Source organism: Aquabacter sp. L1I39 (genome assembly GCF_017742835.1).
Classification (GTDB): Bacteria; Pseudomonadota; Alphaproteobacteria; order Rhizobiales; family Xanthobacteraceae; genus L1I39.
Genome location: NZ_CP072392.1, coordinates 1,128,896 through 1,151,030, shown reverse-complemented (window position 1 = coordinate 1,151,030; position 22,135 = coordinate 1,128,896). Strand labels below are relative to the sequence as shown.

General features: G+C 66.4%; 23 protein-coding genes. 15 read left to right on the top strand and 8 right to left on the bottom strand.

What is annotated here, in order from left to right:
• Positions 1–6 precede the first annotated feature (6 nt).
• Together J5J86_RS05070 and J5J86_RS05065 are read right to left on the bottom strand one after the other, a co-directional pair.
• Positions 7–756 (bottom strand): Crp/Fnr family transcriptional regulator, encoded by a 750-nt coding sequence (locus J5J86_RS05070; protein WP_209103798.1) that lies wholly within the window; start codon positions 754–756, stop codon positions 7–9.
• Positions 757–801: 45 nt separating this feature from the next.
• Entirely contained in the window at positions 802–1,782 is a 981-nt protein-coding gene (locus tag J5J86_RS05065) for an arsenic resistance protein (protein ID WP_209103797.1), read from the bottom strand.
• Between the two features lie 114 nt (positions 1,783–1,896).
• Between J5J86_RS05065 and J5J86_RS05060 the strand changes: the two genes are divergently transcribed.
• Positions 1,897–2,772 (top strand): bifunctional helix-turn-helix transcriptional regulator/GNAT family N-acetyltransferase, encoded by an 876-nt coding sequence (locus tag J5J86_RS05060; protein ID WP_209105243.1) that lies wholly within the window; start codon positions 1,897–1,899, stop codon positions 2,770–2,772.
• A 9-nt stretch (positions 2,773–2,781) separates the two neighbouring features.
• On the opposite strand, the gene ppk2 is transcribed toward J5J86_RS05060, so the two are convergent.
• From ppk2 to J5J86_RS05030, 6 genes are all read right to left on the bottom strand, one after another.
• Positions 2,782–3,567: a polyphosphate kinase 2 gene (gene ppk2, locus J5J86_RS05055; protein WP_209103796.1), complete on the bottom strand. Its 786-nt coding sequence runs from the start codon at positions 3,565–3,567 to the stop codon at positions 2,782–2,784.
• A gap of 54 nt (positions 3,568–3,621) precedes the next feature.
• Positions 3,622–4,113, bottom strand: a complete 492-nt coding sequence (locus J5J86_RS05050) for a hypothetical protein (RefSeq protein ID WP_209103795.1) — start codon at positions 4,111–4,113, stop codon at positions 3,622–3,624.
• Positions 4,114–4,227: 114 nt separating this feature from the next.
• Positions 4,228–5,037 (bottom strand): enoyl-ACP reductase FabI, encoded by an 810-nt coding sequence (gene fabI / locus J5J86_RS05045; protein WP_209103794.1) that lies wholly within the window; start codon positions 5,035–5,037, stop codon positions 4,228–4,230.
• 45 nt (positions 5,038–5,082) lie between these two features.
• A complete protein-coding gene (locus J5J86_RS05040) occupies positions 5,083–6,273 on the bottom strand; it encodes an acetate/propionate family kinase (protein ID WP_209103793.1) in 1,191 nt (396 codons plus the stop codon).
• Positions 6,274–6,276: 3 nt separating this feature from the next.
• Positions 6,277–7,251, bottom strand: coding sequence for a phosphate acetyltransferase (locus J5J86_RS05035; protein ID WP_209103792.1), 975 nt, complete (start codon positions 7,249–7,251; stop codon positions 6,277–6,279).
• Between the two features lie 128 nt (positions 7,252–7,379).
• Positions 7,380–8,123, bottom strand: coding sequence for a GntR family transcriptional regulator (locus tag J5J86_RS05030; protein WP_209103791.1), 744 nt, complete (start codon positions 8,121–8,123; stop codon positions 7,380–7,382).
• A 269-nt stretch (positions 8,124–8,392) separates the two neighbouring features.
• Here J5J86_RS05030 and J5J86_RS05025 point away from each other — a divergent pair, with 269 nt between their 5' ends.
• The 14 genes from J5J86_RS05025 to J5J86_RS04960 all read left to right on the top strand — a co-directional run bounded on the left by J5J86_RS05025 (position 8,393) and on the right by J5J86_RS04960 (position 22,114).
• Positions 8,393–9,562, top strand: coding sequence for a CaiB/BaiF CoA transferase family protein (locus J5J86_RS05025; protein ID WP_209103790.1), 1,170 nt, complete (start codon positions 8,393–8,395; stop codon positions 9,560–9,562).
• The gene (locus J5J86_RS05020; RefSeq protein WP_209103789.1) at positions 9,552–10,667 is read left to right on the top strand and encodes a CaiB/BaiF CoA transferase family protein; all 1,116 of its coding nucleotides are present in this window, start codon (positions 9,552–9,554) and stop codon (positions 10,665–10,667) included. Before J5J86_RS05025 ends, J5J86_RS05020 begins: the two co-directional genes overlap by 11 nt.
• Before the next feature lie 68 nt (positions 10,668–10,735).
• A complete protein-coding gene (locus J5J86_RS05015) occupies positions 10,736–11,911 on the top strand; it encodes an amino acid ABC transporter substrate-binding protein (RefSeq protein ID WP_209103788.1) in 1,176 nt (391 codons plus the stop codon).
• Positions 11,912–11,947: 36 nt separating this feature from the next.
• Entirely contained in the window at positions 11,948–13,180 is a 1,233-nt protein-coding gene (locus tag J5J86_RS05010) for a CaiB/BaiF CoA transferase family protein (RefSeq protein WP_209103787.1), read from the top strand.
• Positions 13,180–14,043 carry a branched-chain amino acid ABC transporter permease gene (locus J5J86_RS05005; RefSeq protein WP_209103786.1) on the top strand — a complete coding sequence of 288 codons (864 nt, stop codon included), beginning with the start codon at positions 13,180–13,182 and terminating at the stop codon, positions 14,041–14,043. Before J5J86_RS05010 ends, J5J86_RS05005 begins: the two co-directional genes overlap by 1 nt.
• Positions 14,040–15,017, top strand: coding sequence for a branched-chain amino acid ABC transporter permease (locus J5J86_RS05000; protein WP_209103785.1), 978 nt, complete (start codon positions 14,040–14,042; stop codon positions 15,015–15,017). Before J5J86_RS05005 ends, J5J86_RS05000 begins: the two co-directional genes overlap by 4 nt.
• The gene (locus J5J86_RS04995; RefSeq protein WP_209103784.1) at positions 15,010–15,720 is read left to right on the top strand and encodes an ABC transporter ATP-binding protein; all 711 of its coding nucleotides are present in this window, start codon (positions 15,010–15,012) and stop codon (positions 15,718–15,720) included. The genes J5J86_RS05000 and J5J86_RS04995 overlap by 8 nt, the downstream gene beginning before the upstream one ends.
• A gap of 9 nt (positions 15,721–15,729) precedes the next feature.
• Complete coding sequence (locus J5J86_RS04990) at positions 15,730–16,704, top strand: hydroxymethylglutaryl-CoA lyase (protein WP_209103783.1); 975 nt, start codon at positions 15,730–15,732, stop codon at positions 16,702–16,704.
• A complete protein-coding gene (locus tag J5J86_RS04985; protein ID WP_209103782.1) occupies positions 16,701–17,492 on the top strand; it encodes an ABC transporter ATP-binding protein in 792 nt (263 codons plus the stop codon). The genes J5J86_RS04990 and J5J86_RS04985 overlap by 4 nt, the downstream gene beginning before the upstream one ends.
• The gene (locus J5J86_RS04980; RefSeq protein ID WP_247658054.1) at positions 17,485–18,198 is read left to right on the top strand and encodes a nitroreductase; all 714 of its coding nucleotides are present in this window, start codon (positions 17,485–17,487) and stop codon (positions 18,196–18,198) included. Before J5J86_RS04985 ends, J5J86_RS04980 begins: the two co-directional genes overlap by 8 nt.
• Positions 18,199–18,243: 45 nt before the next feature.
• Entirely contained in the window at positions 18,244–18,750 is a 507-nt protein-coding gene (locus J5J86_RS04975; protein ID WP_209103781.1) for a MaoC family dehydratase, read from the top strand.
• 33 nt (positions 18,751–18,783) lie between these two features.
• A complete protein-coding gene (locus J5J86_RS04970; RefSeq protein WP_209103780.1) occupies positions 18,784–19,950 on the top strand; it encodes an acyl-CoA dehydrogenase family protein in 1,167 nt (388 codons plus the stop codon).
• Positions 19,951–19,972: 22 nt separating this feature from the next.
• Complete coding sequence (locus J5J86_RS04965; RefSeq protein WP_209103779.1) at positions 19,973–20,809, top strand: HpcH/HpaI aldolase/citrate lyase family protein; 837 nt, start codon at positions 19,973–19,975, stop codon at positions 20,807–20,809.
• A gap of 3 nt (positions 20,810–20,812) precedes the next feature.
• Positions 20,813–22,114, top strand: a complete 1,302-nt coding sequence (locus tag J5J86_RS04960; protein ID WP_209103778.1) for an acetyl-CoA hydrolase/transferase family protein — start codon at positions 20,813–20,815, stop codon at positions 22,112–22,114.
• Positions 22,115–22,135: the final 21 nt, after the last annotated feature.

Here is a 22,135-nt window from a genome sequence, read left to right as displayed (position 1 = left end):
CTGGGATCAGCTGTTGCCGCCGCGTTCCAGTTCGGCGGCAAGGGCCTCGGGTTTCAAGATGACCATGAGCCCGCGGCGGTTGGTGAGGATGCCGTCCTGCTGCATCCGGCCGAGTTGGACGGTGACCCACTGGCGCGTCGCTCCGATCAGGGCGGCAAGGTCCGCATGGGTGAAGGCGGCGGCAATGAGGATGCCCCGCTCGTGCTTCACGCCATAGGCCTGCGCCAGGTGCTGCAGCAATTGGACGAGGCGCTGCGTCACCGAGCGCGTCCCCAGCATCTGGGCGAAGGCGGAATAGCAGCGGGCCTTGAACACCAGCGAGTCGATGATGCCGATGGCAAGGTCCGGCACCTGGCGAGCCAGCGTCCGTAGGGCCGAGCCGCGCAGGAAGACGAGGCGGCTTGGCCGCATGGCCACCGCCGACCACATGTGCGTTCCGCCACCGAACACGTCCGGCCCGCCCACGAAATGACCGTGCGACCAGTAGGCCAGCGTGATCTCGCGGCCGGAAGGGGCGGTGTAATAGCTGCGGATCTGCCCATCTTCGATGACCACGATGCCGTCATGCCGCTCGCCCTGGGCAAACAACTGGTCGCCGGCCCGCAGCAGCATCTCAACCCCATTGGCCCGCACGGTGGCCTGGTCCGCCTCCGACAGGCGCTCGATCAGGCTCGACTCCCGCAGAAGCGGCATCTCGGCTTCTGCAAGCAGGATCGGTGAATCGAGGCGCTCGTCGGCGCTGCCGGATTTGTCCATGGAGCGATTATGCCACCGGCCCGGCGGCGCTCAAGCGACGAACTGTCAGGGACGTTCGTCCGGCGGGTCCAAGTCGCGGCCGAGGCGCGGGAAAAAACGAATATAGATCAACTCGCTCGCCAGTTCCACCAGGGTTTGAGCCACGATGATGGCCGGCAGGAGCGGCATCGCGCCGGGAATGGCCAGGGCAAGCGGCAGAATGACGAGGGAGTTTCGAGTGGCGGCGCTGAAGGCCACCGCGCGCGCCTCCGCTGCGGTGAGGCAGGAGCGGCGGCCGACCAGCCAGCCGAGGACGGGTGCCACAAGTGCAAAGGCCAGATAGACCGGCACCACGCGCAAGCTGGCGGCGCCGGCCGCCCCCAGTTGAGGCACCACCGATGCCACCACCACGAACAGCACAAGTGCCGTCGCCGGCACCGGAAGGAGGCCGAGGCCGGCCGTCACATTTGCCGTGCCCGTGTGCCTCGCGGCCACCGTTTGCAGCGCACCGGCAAGCGCCAGCGGGACCGCGATCAGCCAGACGAAGGCATGCAGGAAGGGGGCGGCCTGGATGAGGTCGCCCGCCGCCCTGCCCAGGAACAAGCTGAGATAGACTGGCAGCAGCGCCATCTGTGCCACCAGGAGCAAGGGCGTCGCGGCCAGCAGTGCGCGGGCATCGGCGCGGCCCAGATGGGCGAAGGTCACCACATAGTCGATGCAGGGCGAAAGCAGTACCAGGAGAACGCCGAGGCGGACGAGCGGTTCGTCCGGCACTAGCTGCAGCAGGGCAGCCACCAGGAGCGGCACCAGGACGAAATTCGCAACACCCAGTGCCAGGAGGAAACGTCGGTGCGCAAAGCTCCGGCCAAGCTCGGAAAGCGGCACCTGGAGGAAAGTCGCGAACAGCATCACCGCTAAGGCAGGCGTGAGTGCCGCTTCCAGCCTCATAGTGCCAGGCAGCGCCGTGGCCGCCAGCGCACCGACGAGCATAGCGGCGAAGTAGAGCCCTACTTGTCGGGCTTCCAGAACGTCACGCAAATGGGCCATGGCAAAACGATCTCGCAACAATCTCCCGGTTTAGGAGCGCCCTGGCGGCTCGGCAAGCAGGCCCTGCTCCGGGGGGACGGTTGACGACCGATAATATCTGACTACAGTCAGATGATGCACTTTGATCCTATCTCCCGCATCCGCCGTTTCAACCGCGTCGTCACTGCACAGGTTGGGGCCCTGGACACCTCCTTCCTGGGTCGGGGCCGGCCGCTGGGCGCGGCACGAGTGCTCAATGCCATCGGGCAGGGACAATCGGACGTGCTGGCCATCCGCACGGCGCTGGGCCTGGATTCCGGGCTCATGAGCCGTCTCTTGCGCGCGCTGGAGGAGGAAGGCCTCATCGAGACCACACCCCATCCCGAGGATGCCCGCCGCCGCGTTGCGCGCCTGACGCCGGCGGGGCAAGCGGAATTCGAGGCCTATGAGCGTTTGTCCAATGCGCAGGCGGAAGGATTTCTCTCCCGCCACGCCCGGCCGGATGAACTGCTGCGCGCCATGGACCTGGTCGCAACCGCTTTGGGACGGGCGCAGATCACGCTGGAGGAGATGGACCCGCGCAGCCCGCCGGCCGTGAATTGCCTCGCGCACTATTATGAGGAACTGGGGCGCCGCTTCCGGACCGGCTTCGATGTGACGCTCTCCTGCGACCCCCAGGCCGGCGACATGATGCGCCCGCGCGGCGTCTTCCTGGTGGCCATGTCCGAGCGACTGCCGGTGGGCTGCGTGGGCCTCAAAGGGAGCGGCGGGGAGATTGCCGAAATCAAGCGGCTGTGGGTGGCACCCTCGGCGCGCGGCATCGGGCTGGCCCATCGCCTCATGGCGGGAGCGGAAGCGGTGGCGCGGGAACTGGGCATCACAGTCCTGCGGCTCGATACCAACAGCGCGCTTCCGGAAGCGCAGAACCTTTATCGCTCCACCGGCTGGCAGGAGATCCCGCGCTTCAACGACGATCCTTACCCCGACACGTTTTTCGAGAAGCAGATCTGACCGCTCCGTTCAGAAGCGCTGCGGCACCAAGTGGCGGGCATAATCCGCCTCCACATAGCCGTCGGGCTTCTGGCGCTTGGGCAGTTCGATCTTCTCGCGCGGCACCTCGCCATACGGGATCTTGGAGAGCATGTGCGAGATGATGTTCAACCGGACGCGCTTCTTGTCGTCCGAATGGGCCACATACCAGGGCGCCCATTCGGTGTCGGTGGCCGCGAACATGGCGTCGCGGGCGCGGGAATAATCATACCAGCGCGCATAGGATTCCAGGTCCATGGGCGAGAGCTTCCAGATCTTGCGCGGATCGTCGATGCGCTGCTCCATGCGCCGGGTCTGTTCTTCCGGCGAGACCTCCAGCCAGTATTTCAGGAGGATCACGCCGGAATCCACGATGGCCTGTTCCACATAAGGAACGGTCACCAAGAAGTCTTCTGCCTGCTCTTCCGAGCAGAAGCCCATCACTCGCTCGACGCCGGCGCGGTTATACCAGGAGCGGTCGAAGATCACGATCTCACCCGCCGCCGGCAGATGCGGCAGGTAGCGTTGGATCAGCATCTGCGACTTTTCCCGTTCGGTGGGCGGGGGCAGGGCGATGACGCGGAAGATGCGCGGATTCACCCGCTCCAAGATCGCCTTGATGACGCCCCCCTTGCCGGCGCCATCTCGCCCCTCGAAGACGATGCAGACCTTCAGCCCCACATGGCGAGCCCACAATTGCAGCTTCACCAATTCCCCGTGCAGGAGCGTGAGATGGTCCTCATATTCCCTGCGCTTCATGCGCTCCGATGTGGCCATGCAGGCCTCCCGTCCCTGTTGTGATTGTTTCCCCCTTGGCGCCCGGAGGTGTCGTCACGCCCAATTCAGGAACATGCCCACATCGCCCGGCATGCCGCCGGGCCAGTCGATGATCATGGCCTTGAGCTTGTAATTGGCGGGCCGGAGATAATCGCGCCACAATTCATAGGCTTGGCGGGGCCGGCCGATGAGCGTTTCGGGCCAGCCTTCTTCCGCATTGTTGATGGCGCGCCCCTTGTCGGTGCACAGGGTGTTGGGAAAGCGCATGACCATCAACTCGGTGTCGCCCCGCTGGGCGGCGATCCGCAGCTTGGTCTGCAAGTCCTCCGCGATCTGCGCGAGCAGCTCGGGTGTCAGCGCCAGCGGTTCGGACAGGGTCTTTGTCAACTCGGCGCGGGCCCTGTCCGCGCGGTCCATGGCTGCGATCTCGGAATTGAGCTTGGCGGCTTCCAGCTCCTGCATATAGACGCGCAGGTCGCCCGCCGACATGAAGGTCTCGTCGCCGAGATGGGCATGCGGCTGGTGGGAGTCGGTTGTGATGTTCATGGCGTGGCCCCGTGCTGGGTCTTGGCTGCACGGCCACGCTCATACGGCGGACCCGATCTGTCCTTGCGCCGGATCAAGGGCGTCAGGCGACACCGGTCAAGCTGGCGCCTCCGATCAGGCCATGATGCTGAGCCCGCCATCCACGTAAAAGGTTGTGCCCGTCAGGCGCCGGGCGAAGGGCGTGGCCAGGAAGGCGGTGGTCAGGCCCACATCGTCGATGTCCACCAGTTCGCCGATGGGCGCGCGCTGGATGGCAGAGTTCAGCAGGTGGTCGAAGTCCTTCAGGCCAGAGGCGGCGCGCGTCTTGAGGGGACCGGGCGAGACGGCGTGGACGCGAATCTCCCGATGACCCAGCTCATAGGCGAGGTAGCGCACCGCGCTCTCCAGCGCCGCTTTCACCGGCCCCATGAGATTGTAGTTCGGCACCACCTTGTCGGCGCCGTGATAGCTCATGGCGATGAGCGTGCCGCCCGCCGGCATAAGTGGCTCCGACAGGCGCGCCATGCGGATGAAGGAATGGCAGGACACGTCCATGGCCAACTTGAACCCCTCCGCGGAGGAATCCACCAGGCGCCCCTGGAGATCGTCCCGGGGGGCGAAGGCAATGGAGTGGAGGGCGATGTCGAGCCCGCCCCAGGTCGCGCGTACCTCGTCGAATACCGCTTCCATCTGGCCCGGCTGGGTGACATCGCAGGGGGCGAGGATGGTCGCCTCCAACTCCTGCGCCAGCGGCTCCACGAAGGGGCGGGCCTTGTCGTTCAGGTAGGTGATGGCCAGCTCCGCGCCCAGCCGGCGGAAGATGCGGGCGCAGCCATAGGCGATGGAATGCTCGTTGGCGATGCCGAGCACGAGGGCGCGCTTGCCCTTCAGCGCGGCACCCAGCGCGGCCTCGTCAGTCAGGCGGTCGGGCGGCGTCTCACGCATTGCGGCGGCCTTTCGGCAGGGGAAAAGGGGGACGACGCTCTGCCCTCAGGAGGCCAGGAGCGCACGCATTTCGCGGACGATGGTCCATTCCTCGTCGGTGGGGATCACATAGGCCTGCGGCCCGTCCCCGCGGGTGATGCAGGTGGCCCCGGCCGCATTGGCTTCCGGGTCCAACTGGAAGCCGGCCCAGCGGGCGGCGTTCACCACCTCGGCGCGGGTGGCGGCGTCGTTCTCGCCGATGCCGGCGGTGAAGACGAGGGCATCAAGGCCGCCGAGGCCCGCCACCAGCGAGCCCAGCTCCCGATTGATGCGATAGACGAAAAGATCGATGGCCCGCCGGGCATCGGGCTCGGCATCGGCTTTCTCGCGTAGCTCGCGCATGTCGTTGGAAATGCCGGAGACGCCCAGCAGTCCACACTTTGTGTAGAGGAAATGCTCCGCCTCGTCGGCGCTGAGGCCCAGCTCCCGCTGGATGTAGAATACGACGCCCGCATCGATGGTGCCGCAGCGCGTGCCCATGACAAGGCCGTCGAGCGCCGAAAAGCCCATGGTGGTGGCCACGGAGCGGCTGGCCTCATAGGCGCACAGGCTCGCCCCATTGCCCAGATGGGCGGCCACCACGCGCCCCTTGGCCAGTCGCGTCTCGTCGATGTGGGGAAACTGGGTGGCGAGATAGGCGTAGGACAGGCCATGGAAGCCGTAGCGCCGCACGCCCTTCTCGGTGAGTGCCTTGGGAATGGCGAACAGGCGGGCGAGCTCGGGCTGAGTATGATGGAAGGAGGTGTCGAACGCGGCCACCTGCGGCAGGCCCGGCACCCGGCGGGCGATGATGCGCACCGGCTCCAGGCTGCGCGGCTGGTGCAGGGGCGCCAGCGGCGAAAGCGTATCGAGCTCAGCGATGACCGCTGGGGTCAGACGCACGGCGCTGGTGAAATGCGGCCCGCCATGCACCACCCGGTGTCCAACCGCCGTCAATTGGTGGCCGCCGCGATGGGCCGAGAGCCAGTCGGAGAGATAGGCGAGTGCTTCCTCGAAGCCGAAGGCGCCCGCGCCGGGCCAGCGTTCCTCGCCGACCACCGCGCCGTCATGATCCTTGACCTTGAAATGGGGCTCGGTGCCCAGCCCCTCGAACAGGCCGCGATAGATGCGGTTGGGCACGTCGGCACCATCGTCCAGGAACACCTGGAACTTGAGGCTGGAGGAGCCGGCATTGATGACCAGTTGAACACGCGCCATGGCTCAGACCTTAACCACATTGAGGGCTGCGACCCGCTGCGCCTGCGCCAGCAGCGAGGCGACCGCGCAGGAGGCAAGTCGCGTGGTGCGCGAATCTGCCCGGCTGGTGAGGATGATGGGCACCCGGGCACCGAGCACGATGCCGGCGGCATCCGCCGCAGCCAAGAAGGTGAGGCTCTTGGCCAGCATGTTGCCGGACTCAAGATCCGGCACCACCAGCACATTGGCACGGCCCGCAACGGGCGAGCGAATATGCTTGATTTCCGCCGAGCCCAGATCCACCGCATTGTCGAGGGCAAGCGGCCCGTCGACGATGCCGCCGGTGATCTGGCCGCGATCGGCCATCTTGCAGAGCGCGGCCGCCTCGATGGTGGAGGGCACCTCGGGATTGACCGTCTCCATGGCGGAGAGGATGGCTACGCGCACTTCCTGGAACTTCAAGGCGTTCGCAAGGTCGATGGCGTTCTGGATGATGTCGCGCTTCTGCGCCAGGTCCGGCGCGATATTGACCGCAGCATCTGTGATGATGAGCGGCTCGGGGTGGGAGGGCACATCCATCAGAAAGCAATGGCTGATGCGTCGCTTGGTGCGCAGCCCGGTCTCGCGGGCCACCACGGCAGCCATCAACTCGTCGGTGTGGAGCGAGCCCTTCATCAGGGCCTCGGCCTCGCCCGCGCGCACCAGCGCCACGGCCTTGGCAGCGGCGTCGTCGCTGTGGGCGGCATCGACCACGCGAAAACCGCTGAGGTCGGCACCCAAGGTCGCGGCCGCGGCTGCGATCTTGGCGGCCGGGCCCACGAGGATGGGGGTGATGAGGCCCAGGCCGTGGGCATCGAGTGCCGCTCCCAGGGATGCGTCGTCGCACGGGTGCGCCACCGCTACGGACAAGGGCGGCAGGGCACGGGATTCTGCGATCAAACGCTCATATTTGGTGTGACGGGGCGGTTCGAGCGGCGTGGTGGTCTGCGCCAAGGGCATGGATGTCTCCCGCTTCGCAGTGCCGACTGGTAGGGGGACGAGGGCCGGCGGACCATGACCTGAGTCAAACTGATCCCGCATTGCACCAAATCGGCCATATGGGACACCGAGAGCGCCCCTCGAGCCGCTCAGGGGGGCGTATCCCGGCGCAGGCTGACAGCATAGCGGAAGTTCTCCGCTTTGTGCCAATTGCGCGAGGCAAACATGATCGAGCCACTGATGTCGATATAGCGGCGCGTGATCATGATGGCGGTGACACCTGGCGCAAGCCCCAGCACCTTGGCGGCGGGGAGCGGCAGGGGACCGACTGAGATTTCCTGGCGCGCTTCCATAACCACCTCTCCCGTCGCGGCTTCTACCACCGCATAGACCGGGCCCTTGGGCTTGCTGACATGGGCGAAAAGCGGAGCGAAGCGGGCGTGCAGCAGCACCGTGGCGTGGCTGATGACCTCTTCCGACGCCACTTCCCGCCGCAAGCCCAGAAGGCGAAGCCAGCGGGATCTCGGCGCGGCGCCCACGAGGGCCGCGTCGGCCTCGTCGAGGGGGACGACAGCATTCTCGGCGATCTCGAGCTGGGTTTCCTGGGTGTAGTGGATGAGCTCTCCCAACGAGAGCAGCGAATGCACATAGGAAGCGCGCGGTTGCAGCGCCACGACGCGCGTGGGTGCACCCTGGCGCCGCTCCACCAGGCCGCTGTCCACCAGACGCCGCACCGCCTCACGTACCGTATGCCGGCCGACGCCGAAGCGGGACTTAAGCTCCGCCTCCGAGGGGAGGGCTTGTCCGATCCCGTAGGCGCCCCGCGAAATGTCGCGCTGGATGACGGTCGCCAGTTCCGCCGCATTCATCCCGCGCCCGCTTTCCCCGTCCATCGCGTCGGCCCTCCCTGCGTGCCAGGTCCCCCCTGGGGCAAGCGGATATTAGGGGGATAAACTTATTCGGTCAAATTCGGATAAGTTTGCTGATGCACATGCCAGTCATTGCGGTGCATCATTGAATTTTCAGATTTCGCCTTGACACTTTTGATGCTCTATTCCCATCTTATCCGAACAAGTGAAGCTGCACAGAGCGAGCTGAAAGCCCCAGCCACACCAAGGAAGCGCGCAGCAAGCGCGCCGGTCCCACCGGGAGGACATGGCCGATGACGCCATTGGACGGCATACGCATTTTATCCCTCGAAAGCTTCGGTGCCGGACCCTACGGGACCATGATGCTGGCGGACCTGGGCGCCGAGGTCATCAAGATCGAGAACCCTGCCACCGGAGGTGATGCCTCGCGCAGCATCGGACCGCATTTCCTGGGGGAGGGGGACAGCCAGTATGCGCAGTCTTTCAACCTCAACAAGCGCTCGGTCGCTCTGGACCTGAGCCGGCCGGAGGACCGGGCCGATTTTCTCGCCTTGGTGGAAACCGCAGACGCGGTGGTGAACAATCTGCGGGGTGACCTGCCGAAAAAGCTCGGCATCGACTATGCGAGCCTCTCCGCCATCAACCCTGCCATCGTCTGCGTGCACATTTCCGCCTATGGCCGGGACAATGAGCGGGCTGCATGGCCGGGCTACGATTTCCTCGCCCAAGCCGAGGCGGGGCTCATGAGCATGACGGGCGAGCCGGACGGCCCGCCCGCCCGCATCGGCCTCTCCATGATCGATTATATGACGGGCATCACCGGCATGGTGGGCCTGCTCGGCTGCCTCATCCGTGCCCGCGCCACCGGGCGGGGCTGCGATGTGGATACCAGCTTGTTCGAGGTGGCCACCCACCAGCATGCCTATTCCGCCACCTGGTTTCTGAACACCGGCACCATGCCCCAGCGCCTGCCGCGCGGAGCCCATGGCTCGGTCGCCCCCGTGCAATCCGTGCGCACCCAAGATGGGTGGATCTATGTGATGTGCATGAAGGAGAAGTTCTGGCGCATCCTGTGCGAGCGCATCGAGCGCCCGGACCTTCTCAGCGATCCCCGCTTTGCCACCCAGGAAGGCCGCCGCCAGAACCGTGCGGCGCTCACCGATGAACTCGACGCCACCATGACCACGCGCACCACCCGCGAATGGCTCAGCGTGCTCACCGGCGCCATTCCTGCGGCACCCATCTACAACGTGGCGGAAGCGTTCGCGAACCCCTTCATGCAGAAGACAGGGATGGTCACCAGTGTGCGCCATCCCCATGCGGACGCGCTTAAGGTTCTGTCCTGCCCGCTGAAGATCGACGGCGTGCGCCCCGCCAAGTCCGCTTGCGCGAGCCTTGGCGCGGACAATGACAGTCTGCTGGCGCCGCTCCATCGGCGGGAGGAGGCGCGTCATGAAGCTTGAGGGCCTCAAGGTCGTCGACCTCTCCGTCTTCCTGCCCGGCCCCTATCTGACCATGACGCTCGCCGACCACGGCGCCGAGGTGATCAAGGTGGAGGCGCCCAGCGGCGATCCCGGACGGTGCATCGGCTTGTCGGACGGGCCGCACAGCGTGTTCTTCCGCACCGTGAACCGGGGCAAGCGTTCCGTGGTGCTCGACCTGAAGACACCCGCCGGCCGCGCCGCCCTGCTGCGCCTGGTGGATGAGGCGGATGTGTTCGTGGAGGCCTTCCGCCCCGGCGTCATGCAGCGCCTCGGCTTCGCCTATGAGGCGCTGTCGGCGCGCAATCCCCGCCTCGTCTATTGCTCCATCAGTGCGTTCGGCCAGGATGGTCCCTACCGCGACCGCCCCGCCCATGACCTCGCCACCGAGGCGCTGGCAGGCGCGGTTGGCATCACGCTGGGGGGCGATGGCGCGCCGGCCATACCGGGTGTGGCGGCAGCCGATATCATCAGCTCGCTCAATGCCTTGTCTGGCGTCCTGATGGCACTCCTGCGCCGCGAGCGCACCGGGCGGGGCGATTATATCGATATCTCCATGCACGAATCCGTCCTTGCTGCCGTGCCCAACCAGATGGGGCCGGCCATGGCGGAGGAGCGTCAGCCTGTGGCGCAGGAGGAGCGCTCGCTGGGGGGCGCGGCCTTCTACCAGATCTATGCCACCGCCGATGACCGCCACCTGGTGCTTGCCGGGCAGGAGGAGAAGTTCATTCACTCGCTTCTCGGCGCGCTCGGCCGGATGGACCTGGCGCCGCTTGCGGAAGCCGGTCCCGGCGCCCACCAAGCGCCGCTGATCGACCTTCTGCGGGCTACCTTCCGCACCCGTCCGCTCGCCGAATGGGTGCGCTGGTTCGAGGGGCGGGACGTGTGCTTCGCCCCGGTCAACACCTTGCCTGAGGCGCTGGTCGACCCGCAGGTGGCTGCCCGCATGGCCGTCGTGACCGATGGCGAGGGGCGCCGCCATGTGGCGCCGGTCATCCGCTTCCGGGACGAGCCGGCACGACCGGACTGGCGCGCCCCGGCACTGGGCGAAGCCAATGGCTTGCTGGAAATGAAGGCGGCCGAATAGCGCCGCCGGGACGCCGACCCGACAGTTTCAGAGCCGCGCAAAGCGGCCGGTTGAAGGAGGAACCCCAGATGAGCGCATTGTCCAGGCGCGGATTGCTCGCGGCTGCCCTGCTGGTCGGCCTGTCGTCGGCCTCCCTTGCCGCGGATCCGGTGAAGATCGGCATCGCCCTGTCCATGACGGGCAATCTGGCGGATTCCGCCGACCATTACCGCAAGGCCATCGAGCTGTGGCGGGACCAGGTGAATGCGCGGGGCGGGCTGCTCGGCCGTCCGGTTGAACTGGTCATCTATGACGAGCGCAGCGATCCGGCCACTGCCGCGCGGCTCTACGAAAAGCTCATCACCGACGACAAGGTGGACCTTCTGGTGGCGCCCTGGGGCTCGGCCTCCACCGCCACGGCGAGCGCCGTGGCGGAGAAGCACAAGCGGGTCATCATCAATGCCGGCGGTGCCTCCGAGAAGATCCAGCAGCGCGGCTTCCGCTACACGGTGCAGTCGGCCTCTCCCATCTCCGCCTATGTGGAGGGCGTCGCGCCGCTCATGACCAAGCACGGCGCCAAGACCTTCACCATGGTCTCGCGTGACTTCAATGCCGCCCGCGATATGGCAACAGAGCTCGACAAGGTGGTGAAGAACGGCACCCTCACCATGGTGGCGTCGGAGTATTTTCCCGCCGGCACGTCCGACTATTCCTCCGCCATTGCCAAGGCGCGCCAGCAGGCGCCGGATTCCTGGATCTCCATCGCCTATCCCAACGAGGCGATCGAGATGATCAAGCAGTTCCGCGCCAACAATTACATGCCGAAGATGTTCATTTCCAACGGTGTGTCGCAGGAAGACTTCATCAAGTCCACCGGGAAGGACGGCGAATTTGCCATCGGCATCTCCCTTTACGAGCCGGGTGTGAAGACCAAGGGCAATCCTGAGTTCGTGAAGGCGTTCGAGGCCAAATATGGCTATGCGCCGGGCTATTATGCGGGCTTCGGCTATTCCGGCGTCACTGTGCTCGAAGAGGCGGTGAAGCGTGCCGGCACCCTCGACCAGGACAAGCTGCGCGCCACCCTCGGCGAGATGGAGATCGACACCGTTCTCGGTCACTACAAGGTCGATCCGAAGACCGGCGCCCAGCTTGGCGCCAAGGGCCTGCTGATCCAGGTGCTCAACGGCAAGCGTGAGATCGTGTGGCCGGAGGAGCTGAAGACCGCCGACGCCGTGGTCCCCATGCCCGCCTGGGACAAGCGCTGACCTCGCCCTTCGGCCCCTTCAAGCGGGAGCGCTGACATGGCTCATGCTCAAACGGCCCATACTGAAACGCAGCCCGAACGCCCCCTCGCCGGCATTCGCGTGGTCGAGGTGGCCAATTTCATCGCCGGCCCCTTCTGCGCGACACAGATGGCCGAGTTCGGTGCCGAGGTCATCAAGCTGGAACTGCCAGGCGTGGGCGATGCCCTGCGCCGCTTCGGCTCGCTGACCCCGTGCGGCGATAGCCTTCCCTATCTCTCCGAGGCCCGCAATCGTCTCAGCGCCACGCTGGATCTGCGCAAGCCAGAGGGGGCTGAGCTGCTGAAGCAACTGGTGGCCACCGCCGACGTTCTGGTGGAGAATTTCCAGCCCGGCACCATGGAAGGCTGGGGGCTCGGCTATGACGTGCTCTCCGCCATCAATCCGCGCCTCGTCATGGTGCGCATTTCCGGCTACGGCCAGACCGGCCCCTATAGCCGCAAACCTGGGTTCGGCCGCATTGGCAATGCCTTTGGCGGCCTGTCCTTCCTCGCCGGCTATCCTGACCGGGCGCCGGTAACGCCAGGCTCGGCCACCATCGCCGATTATCTGGCGGGTCTTTACGGCGCCTATGGCGCGCTCCTGGCCTTGCGCTCGCGGGACAAGAGCGGGCGCGGACAGGTGGTGGATATCGGTCTCTACGAGCCCATCTTCCGCATCCTCGACGAATTGGCCGGCGCCTATCACGCCTTTGGCTATGTGCGCGAGCGCATGGGGCCGGGCACGGTGAATGTGGTGCCCCATAGCCACTATCCCACCGGAGACGGGCGCTGGGTGGCCATCGCATGCACTGGCGACAAGATCTTCGCCCGCCTCGCGCAAGCCATGGGCGAGCCGGAGTTGGCGGCGCCCGACCATTGGGGGCCGCTCGCCGCCCGCGAGCGTGACCGCGCCGAGGTGGATGCGGTAGTGACGAAATGGACGCTGGCCCATGCGCGCCAGGAGGTCATCGATCTGTGCGGGCAGTATGAAGTGCCATGCGGCCCGGTGCATTCCATTGACGAGATCTTCGAGGATCCCCAGTTCCGGGCGCGCGGCAACATCGCCTTCGTGGACGATCCCCGGGCCGGCCGTCACGCGGTGCCCAACGTGGTCCCGCGCCTCGTGGGGACGCCCGGGGGCATCGATCATCTGGGACCATCACTCGGCGCGGACAATGGCCGCGTGTGGGGCGACATGCTGGGCCTTCCGGCCGACGCGCGCGCGGCTCTCATGGCACGGGGAGTGATCTGATGCCGGTGCTCGAGCTCCTGGTGGGCGGTGTGCTGCTGGGCGGCCTCTATGCCCTCATGGCCTGCGGCCTCAATCTCATCTTCGGCGTCATGCGGGTGGTCAATTTCGCCCATGGCGAGTTCATGGCGGTGGGCGCGCTCACCACCGTGTCGCTGGTGGCGGGGGCGCATTTGCCCTTCGCGGTGGCCATCGTCGTGGTCCCATTGCTCACCGCCCTGATGGGTTTTGCCTTCCAGCGCGTGATCCTGCGGCGCCTGGTGGACGGGCCGATGATCATGTCGCTGCTCGCCACCTTCGCCCTCTCCACCATCCTGGTGAACCTGTCGATCCTCATCTGGGGAGGCGGCTATCGCGGCCTGCCCGGGGTGTTGGGCGGGTCCGTGCGGGTGCTGGGTGTGGATGTCTCGCTCTCCCGCCTCGTCGCCTTTGCCGGGGCGCTGGCCGTCAGCCTCGGGGTCTGGTGGTTCCTCTCCGCCACGCGGTTCGGGCGTGCCATCCGTTCGGTGGCGCAAGCGCCAGAGCTGGCCACCATTTCCGGCATCTCCATCGAGCGCGTGCGCACGGCCACGTTCGCGCTGGGATCGGCCATGGCGGGGCTTGCCGGCGTGCTGCTGGCGCCGGCCTTCGCCTCCGATCCGCAACTGGGATCCCGGTTCATGATCAAGGCCTTCGCCGTCATCATCGTCGGCGGCATGGGCAGCTATCCCGGCGCGCTGATGGCCGCGATCCTGCTCGGCGTCGTCGAGGTGTTCGGCAGCTACGTGGTCGGTCCGGTCATCGGCTCGGCTCTCCTGTTTCTCATCATGCTCGCAGCGCTGCTCATCCGGCCGCGCGGCCTGCTCGGCGTGGGGATGCGCGTATGAGATCGCTGGCTTTGATCGCCTTCGCCGCGCTGGCGGCGCTCGTCCTGCCTTTTGTCGGCAGTGACTATGCCCTGTCCTTCGGTGTGCAGCTTCTGATGTTCACCGCACTCGCCTATTCATGGAATCTCATCGGCGGCTATGCGGGCTATACCCATTTCGGTCAGGTGGCCTTCTTCGGCTTCGGTGCCTATGTGGGTGCCCTGGGCATGGGGGCGGGCTGGAATTGGCTTCTGGCCGCCGTCGTCGCCGGCGCCAGCGGGCTCCTTCTGGCTCTGCCGCTCGGCTTTGCCATGCTGCGCCTTCGGGGGCCCTTCTTCGCCATCGGCATGTTCGGCATGGCGCGGGTGTTTGAGAGCTTCGCCCTCGGCTTTGACGGCATCACCGATGGCGGCACGGGTCTCTATCTCACCCCGCTCTCCGACCTGAAGCAGGTCTATGCTGCCTTTGCCGTCCTTGCGGTGGGCCTTCTCTTCCTCACCTGGCGGCTCGACAATTCGCGACTCGGCCTGCAATTGCTTGCCATCCGCGAAGATGAGACAGCCGCCGAGGCCATGGGCATTCGCACCAGCCGCCTGAAGATCGGCATCTTCGCCGCCTCGGCGGTCGCGCCGGCGGCTGCCGGCTCCCTCTATGCCACCTATCTTGCCTTCATCGACCCGGCCACCGCCTTTGCGCCCATGACCGAGCTGACCACCATTTCCATGGTGCTGCTGGGGGGCCTTGGCACGGTGTTTGGACCGCTGGTCGGGGCGCTGACCATGTCGGTCATCAACGAACTGCTCTGGTCCCGCTTTCCGGAAATCTACCTGATGCTGGTGGGGGGCGTGATCCTCTTGGCCATCCTGTTCATGCCGCGCGGCATTGCCGGCCTTGCCCGTCGCCGCAGCAGCCTGTTCCCCGTCGGCCGCGAGGGATTGCGCCGCCTTGTGGCCCGCCGCTCCGCCGGCCTGCGCACGGAGATCGCCCTTGGCTGAGATCGCAAACAAGCTGGAGGTCCGGGGCCTCTGCAAACGCTTCGGCGGGCGGGTGGCGCTCGATGGCGCTAGCCTTGCGGTGCCGGCGGGTTCCATCACCGGCGTCATCGGCCCCAACGGGTCGGGAAAGTCTACGCTGTTCAACATGGTGGCGGGCGCCCTGGCGCCCGATGCCGGGCACGTCCTGCTGGATGGTTGCGACGTCACCCGTGCCACGCCTGCCCGCATCTGCCGGGCGGGCGTGGGGCGCACGTTCCAGATCAGCCGCGTCTTTGCCGAGATGACCGTGCTGGAAAACCTCGTCGCCGTCGCCCACGGCCTCGACGACGCGGCGGCGGTGGATCGAGCCCTGAACCTGCTGGAATTGCTGGAAATCACGCGGTTGCGCGACAGCTGGGGTGCGGAGCTCTCTTACGGCCAGCGCAAGCTGGTGGAAATTGCCCGCGCGCTCATGATGGCGCCGACCCTCCTGCTCCTGGACGAGCCGTTCGCGGGCATCAATCCGCGGCTTCAGAACCAGATCGTGGCCCATCTGGTGCGGCTGCGGGAGCGGGGCGTGACGCTCTTCTTCATCGATCACGAGATGCGCATCGTCCTCGACATCTGCGACCAGGTCTATGTGCTGGCCGAGGGGCGCGTCATTGCCCATGGCCGGCCGCAAGAGGTGCGCGAGGACCCCGCCGTCCTTGCAGCCTATTTCTGAGGTGCGGCCATGCTCACCTTGCCGCCCCGCGTGGATATCGTCGAAGTCTCGCCGCGCGACGGTCTTCAGAGCTTCCCGCGCGCCGTGGACACACGGGCCAAGATCGCGCTGGTGGATCTTCTGTCGGAGGCGGGATTTCCTGTCATTGAGGTGACCGCATTCGCCCATCCCCGCGCCATCCCAAGCCTTGCGGATGCGGAAGCGGTGATGGCGGGCATCCGACGCCGGCCGGGCACCCTTTATCGGGCGCTGGCGCCAAACCTGAAAGGCGCGCGGCGCGCGGTGGCGGCTGGGGTGGACGAGATTCTCGGCCTTGCCACCATCAGCCGGACCTATAGCCGCAAGAACCAGAATATGAGCCTTGAACAGGCCCTGGATGAGGCTGTGCGTGCCTTCGACCTGGCGCAGGAGGCGGGCAAGCGCTTCGTCATGGCGCTGGGCATGGCCTTCTGGTGCCCCTATGAGGGGGAGATCCCGGAAGACGAGGTGATGCGCGCCGTTGAGCGGCTCCATGGGGTCGGCATAAGGCGCCTCTATCTGGCTGGCTCGGTGGGCATGGAGGATCCGGTCCATGTGGGGCGGCTGTTCGCCCGCCTCGGGCGCGCCTTTCCCGACTGCGTCTTCGGCTATCACGTGCATGACCGCGCGGGCTTTGCTCCCGCCAACATCCTGGCGGCGCTCTCGTCCGGAGTCACATGGATCGAGGGCGCTCTCTGCGGCATCGGCGGCGGCATCGCCATGCCGGACGCCGAACTCCCGCCAGGAAACTATCCCACCGAGGATTTGGTCCACCTGCTCACCGCCTGCGGCATTGATCCCGGCTTGGATCTCACCGAGGTCCTCGCCGCAGCGGAGCGGACAGCTGGCCTTCTCGGCCTCGCCCCCACAAGCCATGTGGCCCGCTGGGGCACCCGCGCCACCCAGCGGGCGTCCCTGGCGCCGCCCGCCATTGCCCCCGCCAGCTGCAGGGAAACGGTTCAATGACCGCACTCGCCAAGTCGCTTCCCAGCCGGTCCGCGCCTGTGCCGGACACACCAGCGTTGCTCGACCTGCAGGGGCTCACTACGGGCTATGGGGACATTGAGGTGGTCCAGCAGGTGGACATGTCCTTCTCACGCGGGGTGATGACGGCGATCATCGGCTCCAACGGCGCTGGCAAGTCTACGGTCATCAAGGCCGCTGCGGGGCTCCTGCCCGCCTGGTCAGGCAAGATCCTGGCGAAGGGCGAAGACATCACCCGAGAGGCTGGCTTTCGCCGGCTGAAGCGCGGCATCGCCTATGTCCCGCAAGGCCGGATCGTGCTGCCGGAAATGACCGTGCGCGAGAACCTGGAACTGGGCGGCTATATGCTGGGCGGAGACCATCGGCGGCTGCGCTCCGCCATCGAACGCCTGTGCGCCCTGTTTCCGATCCTGGGCGAGCGCATGAGCCAGCTGGCCGGGAATATGAGCGGTGGCGAGCAGCAGATGTTGGCCATCGCCCGCGCCCTCGTCACCTCCCCGGACGTGGTGATCCTGGACGAGCCCTCGCTTGGCCTGTCGCCCAAATATGTGGCCGTCGTGTTCGAAAAGCTCACGGAGCTGGCGCGAGGCGGGCTGACCATCGTGGTGGTGGAGCAGAAGGCCTCCATGGTGCTCACCGTCGCCGACTATGGCTATGTGATGCATACGGGCCGCGTCGCCTTCCGGGGGCTTGCCCGTGAGCTTCTGGCGGACGATCGGGTGAAGCGCGTGTTCCTGGGCGAAGCGCCCGAGGCGGTGGCCCATGCCTGAGACCGCCCGCATGCCTTTCACCCCGCCTTCCGCCGCCGAGACGGTCGAGGCCGCCGTCACGTCCCGTCGCTCCGTGCGCGGCTTCCGTCCCGATCCTGTGGACCTGCAACTGGTGGAGCGCATTCTCGCTGCCGCGAGCCGAGCACCCAGTGGCAGCAACATCCAGCCCTGGTCCCTTCATGTGCTCACAGGCGGGCCGCTGCGAGCGCTCACTGAGGAACTGACCGCCGCGTTTCTCGCGGGCGCGCCGGAGGCGCCGGACTATCGCTACTACCCCACCAATTGGCGCTCGCCTTATATCGAGCGGCGGCGACAGACCGGTTGGTCGCTCTACGCCCTCACCGGCGTGGCGCGCGGCGACCATGAGGCCGGCCAGCGGCAGCGGGCGAAGAATTACAGCTTCTTTGGCGCGCCGGTGGGGGTGGTTTTCACCCTCGACAACGACCTCAACCCCGGCAGCTGGATCGACATGGGCATGTTCATGGAGAACGTGATGGTGCTCGCCCGCGGCCATGGGCTCCACACTTGCCCGTTGGCCGCCATCGGCAATTATCCGCCCATCGTGCGCCGGCACCTCGCCATCCCCGATACGAAGATCATCATCGCCGGCATGGCGCTCGGGCACGAGGATCCCACCGAGCCCGCCAACGCCCTGCGCACCGGACGCGAGCCTGTCTCGGCCTTCTGCACCTTCCACACGGATTAGCCGCTTCGCTCCCCATCAAGCGGCCTTCAAGCAAGGAGACGACACATGTCACTGGCAGTTATCGAGACCAAGAAGCGAATCCCCACCCCGTTCGGTCGATATTTCGAGGAGTTCGTGGTGGGTGAAATCTATGAACATCGCCCTGGCCGGACCATTACGGAAAGCGACAACATCAATTTCTCTCTCATGACCATGAATTTCCACCCTATGCACTGCGATCGCGCGTTCGCCGAGAAGAGCGAATTCGGAAAGCCTCTGGTCAATAGTGGCCTCAGCCTCGCCGTGGTGCTGGGCATGACCGTGAACGACGTGAGCGGCAAGGCCATCGCGAACCTGGGCTGGAAGGAGATCAATCTCACCGGCCCCGTCTTCCCTGGCGACACGCTCTACGCGGAATCCGAAGTGCTGGAGAAGCGGGAATCCAAGTCCCGGCCCACCCAGGGAATCGTCACCGTGCAGACCCGCGCCTTCAAGCAGGATGGCGCGCCAGTGATGAACTTCATCCGCAGTGCGCTGGTGCCCAAGCGCGGCCACGGCGTGGGCGATGCCTGACGCGCCCGATCCCGAGACAGAAAGACCGCAGCCATGAACATGCACGCCCCCGCTCTCCCCAACGAGGACGAGACCCTCATCCTCCAGAGCATTGACCGCTTCCTGGAGACCGAAGTGCGCCCTGTGGCGCACGACCTTGAGGCCAAGGACGAGTATCCTGCCGAAATCGTCGAGAAGATGAAGGATCTTGGCCTGTTCGGCTGCACCATCAAGCCCGAATATGGTGGCCTCGGCCTCTCCACCGTCACCTATGCCAAGATCATCGAGCGGATTTCCTCGGTGTGGATGTCGGTGTCGGGCATTATCAACTCGCACCTCATCATGGCCAATGCCGTGCAGCGCTGTGGGACAGAGGAGCAGAAGCAACACTATCTCCCGCGCTTTGCCACCGGCGAACTGCGCGGCGGCATCGGTCTCACCGAGCCCGATTGCGGCACGGACTTGCAGGCCATCCGCACGCTCGCCCGGCGCGAGGGCGACACCTATGTGGTGAACGGGGCCAAGACCTGGATCACCAATTCCATGTACGGCAACACCATCGCCTTGTTGGTGAAGACCGACCCTGCCGCCACGCCTCGCCACAAGGGCATGAGCCTTCTCATCGCCGAGAAGGGACCAGGCTTTAAGGTGGCCCGTAAGCTCGAGAAGCTCGGCTATCGTGGCATCGATACCTGCGAATTGGTGTTCGAGGATTACAAGGTCCCGGCGGACCGGCTCATCGGCGGCGTGGAGGGGCAGGGCCTCCAGCAGGTGCTGGGGGGGCTGGAATTGGGGCGCATCAATGTGGCCGCGCGCGGTGTGGGCGTGGCGCAGGCGGCGCTGGACGAATCCGTGTCCTATTCCCAGGTGCGCAAGACCTTCGGCAAACCCATCTGCGAACACCAGGCCATCCAGCTCAAGCTCGGTGAAATGGTGACCCGCACCGAGGCGGCCCGGCTTCTCACCGAGAAGGCGGCTGAGAAGTTCGATCGCGGTGAGCGGTGCGACATGGAGGCGGGCATGGCGAAGTATTTCGCCACCGAGGCGGCCTTGACCAATAGCCAGGAGGCCCTGCGCATTCATGGCGGCTATGGCTATTCGCGCGAATACAATGTGGAGCGGCTTTATCGCGACGCGCCCCTTCTCGTCATCGGCGAGGGCACCAATGAGATGCAGCGCATCATCATTGCCCGCCAGTTGATCGCCCGCAATCCAGTGTGAGCGAGGGAGGCGCGGTACGACCATGACCAGCACCGAACGCAGCTTCCTCTTCGTCCCCGCCGATCGGCCCGAGCGCTTCGCCAAAGCGCTCGCCACCGGGGCGGACCTTGTGGTGATCGATCTGGAGGACGCGGTTCAGCCAGACGCCAAGGTGGCCGCCCGCCACCGCTTGGCCGACTGGCTGGAAAGCGCTGAGGCCCGTCCCGTCATGGTACGGGTGAATGCGGCCGAAACGCCCTGGCATGAAGACGATTTGCGGGCGCTGGCTGGCAAGCCGAACCTGGCCGGGCTCATGCTGCCCAAGGCCGACACGGCCGAGGCCATCGCTTCGGTGCGGGCGCACCTGCCCGCGGAGCGGCCTTTGGTGGCGCTCATGGAGACCATTCGCGGCTATCTGGACCTGCGCCGGCTGGTGCACGTGCCGGGCTTGTCGCGGCTCGCCTTCGGCTCGGTGGATTTCTGCGCCGAGACCGGCATGGGTGGCCTCGGGGTGGAACTCGATGCCATTCGAACCGAGCTGGTGGTGGTCTCCCGCGGCGCCGGGCTGCCGCCGCCGGTGGAAGGCGTGACCCTTGCCGTGCAGGATGGTGTGGCGCTCGAGGCTGATATCCGCCACGCCCGGCGCTTCGGCTTCGGCGGCAAGTTGTGCATTCATCCGAGCCAGGTGGCGGCGGTGAATGCGGGCTTCTCTCCAGATGAGAAGGAGATCGACTGGGCCAATCGGGTGATGGCGGCGATGCAGGGCGCCCACGGGGCCATCACCGTGGAAGGCAAGCTGGTGGACCGGCCCATGATCGCCCAGGCCGCCGCCATCCTCGACCGGGCAGCGCGCCTGTCCCGGCCGGTCCTGGCCAGTTGAGCCATGGACAGCCTCCTGGCGGGGCGGGCCCGCGACGAGAGGGACATCGCGGCCATCGACTTTCCTGCGCTCCTGCGTCCCGGCGACCGGATCGTGTGCGGTCAAGGTCCGGCCGAGCCGCTGACCTTGACCCGCCGCCTGATGGCACAGGCCGAGGCGCTACCGCCTGTGGAGGTCTTTGTCGGTCCCCTATTGTCCGGCACCTTCACGCCAGAGACGGTGCGCGTCACGCCGCTTCGCTTCTCCAGCTTCGGCGCCATGGCCGGGGCTGCGCGGCTCTGGGCGGCGGGCCTGCTGGATGTGGTGCCAAGCCATTACAGTGCCTTCGATGCGGCGGTGGGGGCGGGGGACTGGCGCGCCGACGTGGTCCTGCTGCAACTGGCGCCTCCCCGCGGGGGCGGAGGCTATAGCCTGGGCCTCGTCAATGACTATGCGGGACAAGCCGCCCGCCATGCCCGCCTCGTCATTGCAGAGGTGAATCCGGACACCCCATGGACCTATGATGCCGCTCTTCCGGGAATCATCGGCACTCTCGTCCTGGTCGCCGCGCAGCACCCGCCCCTCGATGTGCCGCGCTCCGCCATGGGCGCCACGGCGCAGGCCATTGCCCGGCAGGTAGCGGCCCTGGTGCCGGATGGCGCCACCTTGCAGATCGGCATCGGGGCCATTCCCGATACGGTGCTCTCGGCGCTCTCCGGCCATAGGGAGCTGGGGATCCATTCCGGCGTCATCGGAGACGGACTGGTGGAGCTGATCTCGGCCGGTATCGTCACCAATGCGGCGAAGGGCCGGGATACCGGCCTCACCGTCACCAATGCCATCTATGGCGGGGCGCTCGCGCGTGCCCATGCCCATGCCAATCCCGCCGTGCGGGTGCGGCCGGCGCGCGACACCCATAGCCACCATGTGCTCGGCGCGTTGAACCGGCTCTTCGCCATCAATTCCGGCCTGGAGGTGGATCTCGCCGGACAAGTCAATGCGGAAATGGCCGGTGCCGCCTATGTGGGCGGCACGGGTGGTCTTCTGGATTTCGCGCGGGGCGCCATGGCAAGTCCCGGCGGGCGCAGCATCATTGCCCTGCCGTCCACCGCCCGGGGCGGCAAGGTCAGCCGCATCGTGCCGCGCCTGTCCACCGTCACCGTGCCGAAGACCGACGCGGACATGGTGGTGACCGAGCATGGGGTGGCAGACCTGCGGGGTGCGACCCTCAAGGAGCGCGTCCGCCGCCTCATCGCCATCGCCGATCCGACATTCCGCGAGGATCTTGAGCGCGCAGCATGTGGCGACCAGGGGCGAGGCACCTGATCGCGACACATGGCCGAACCG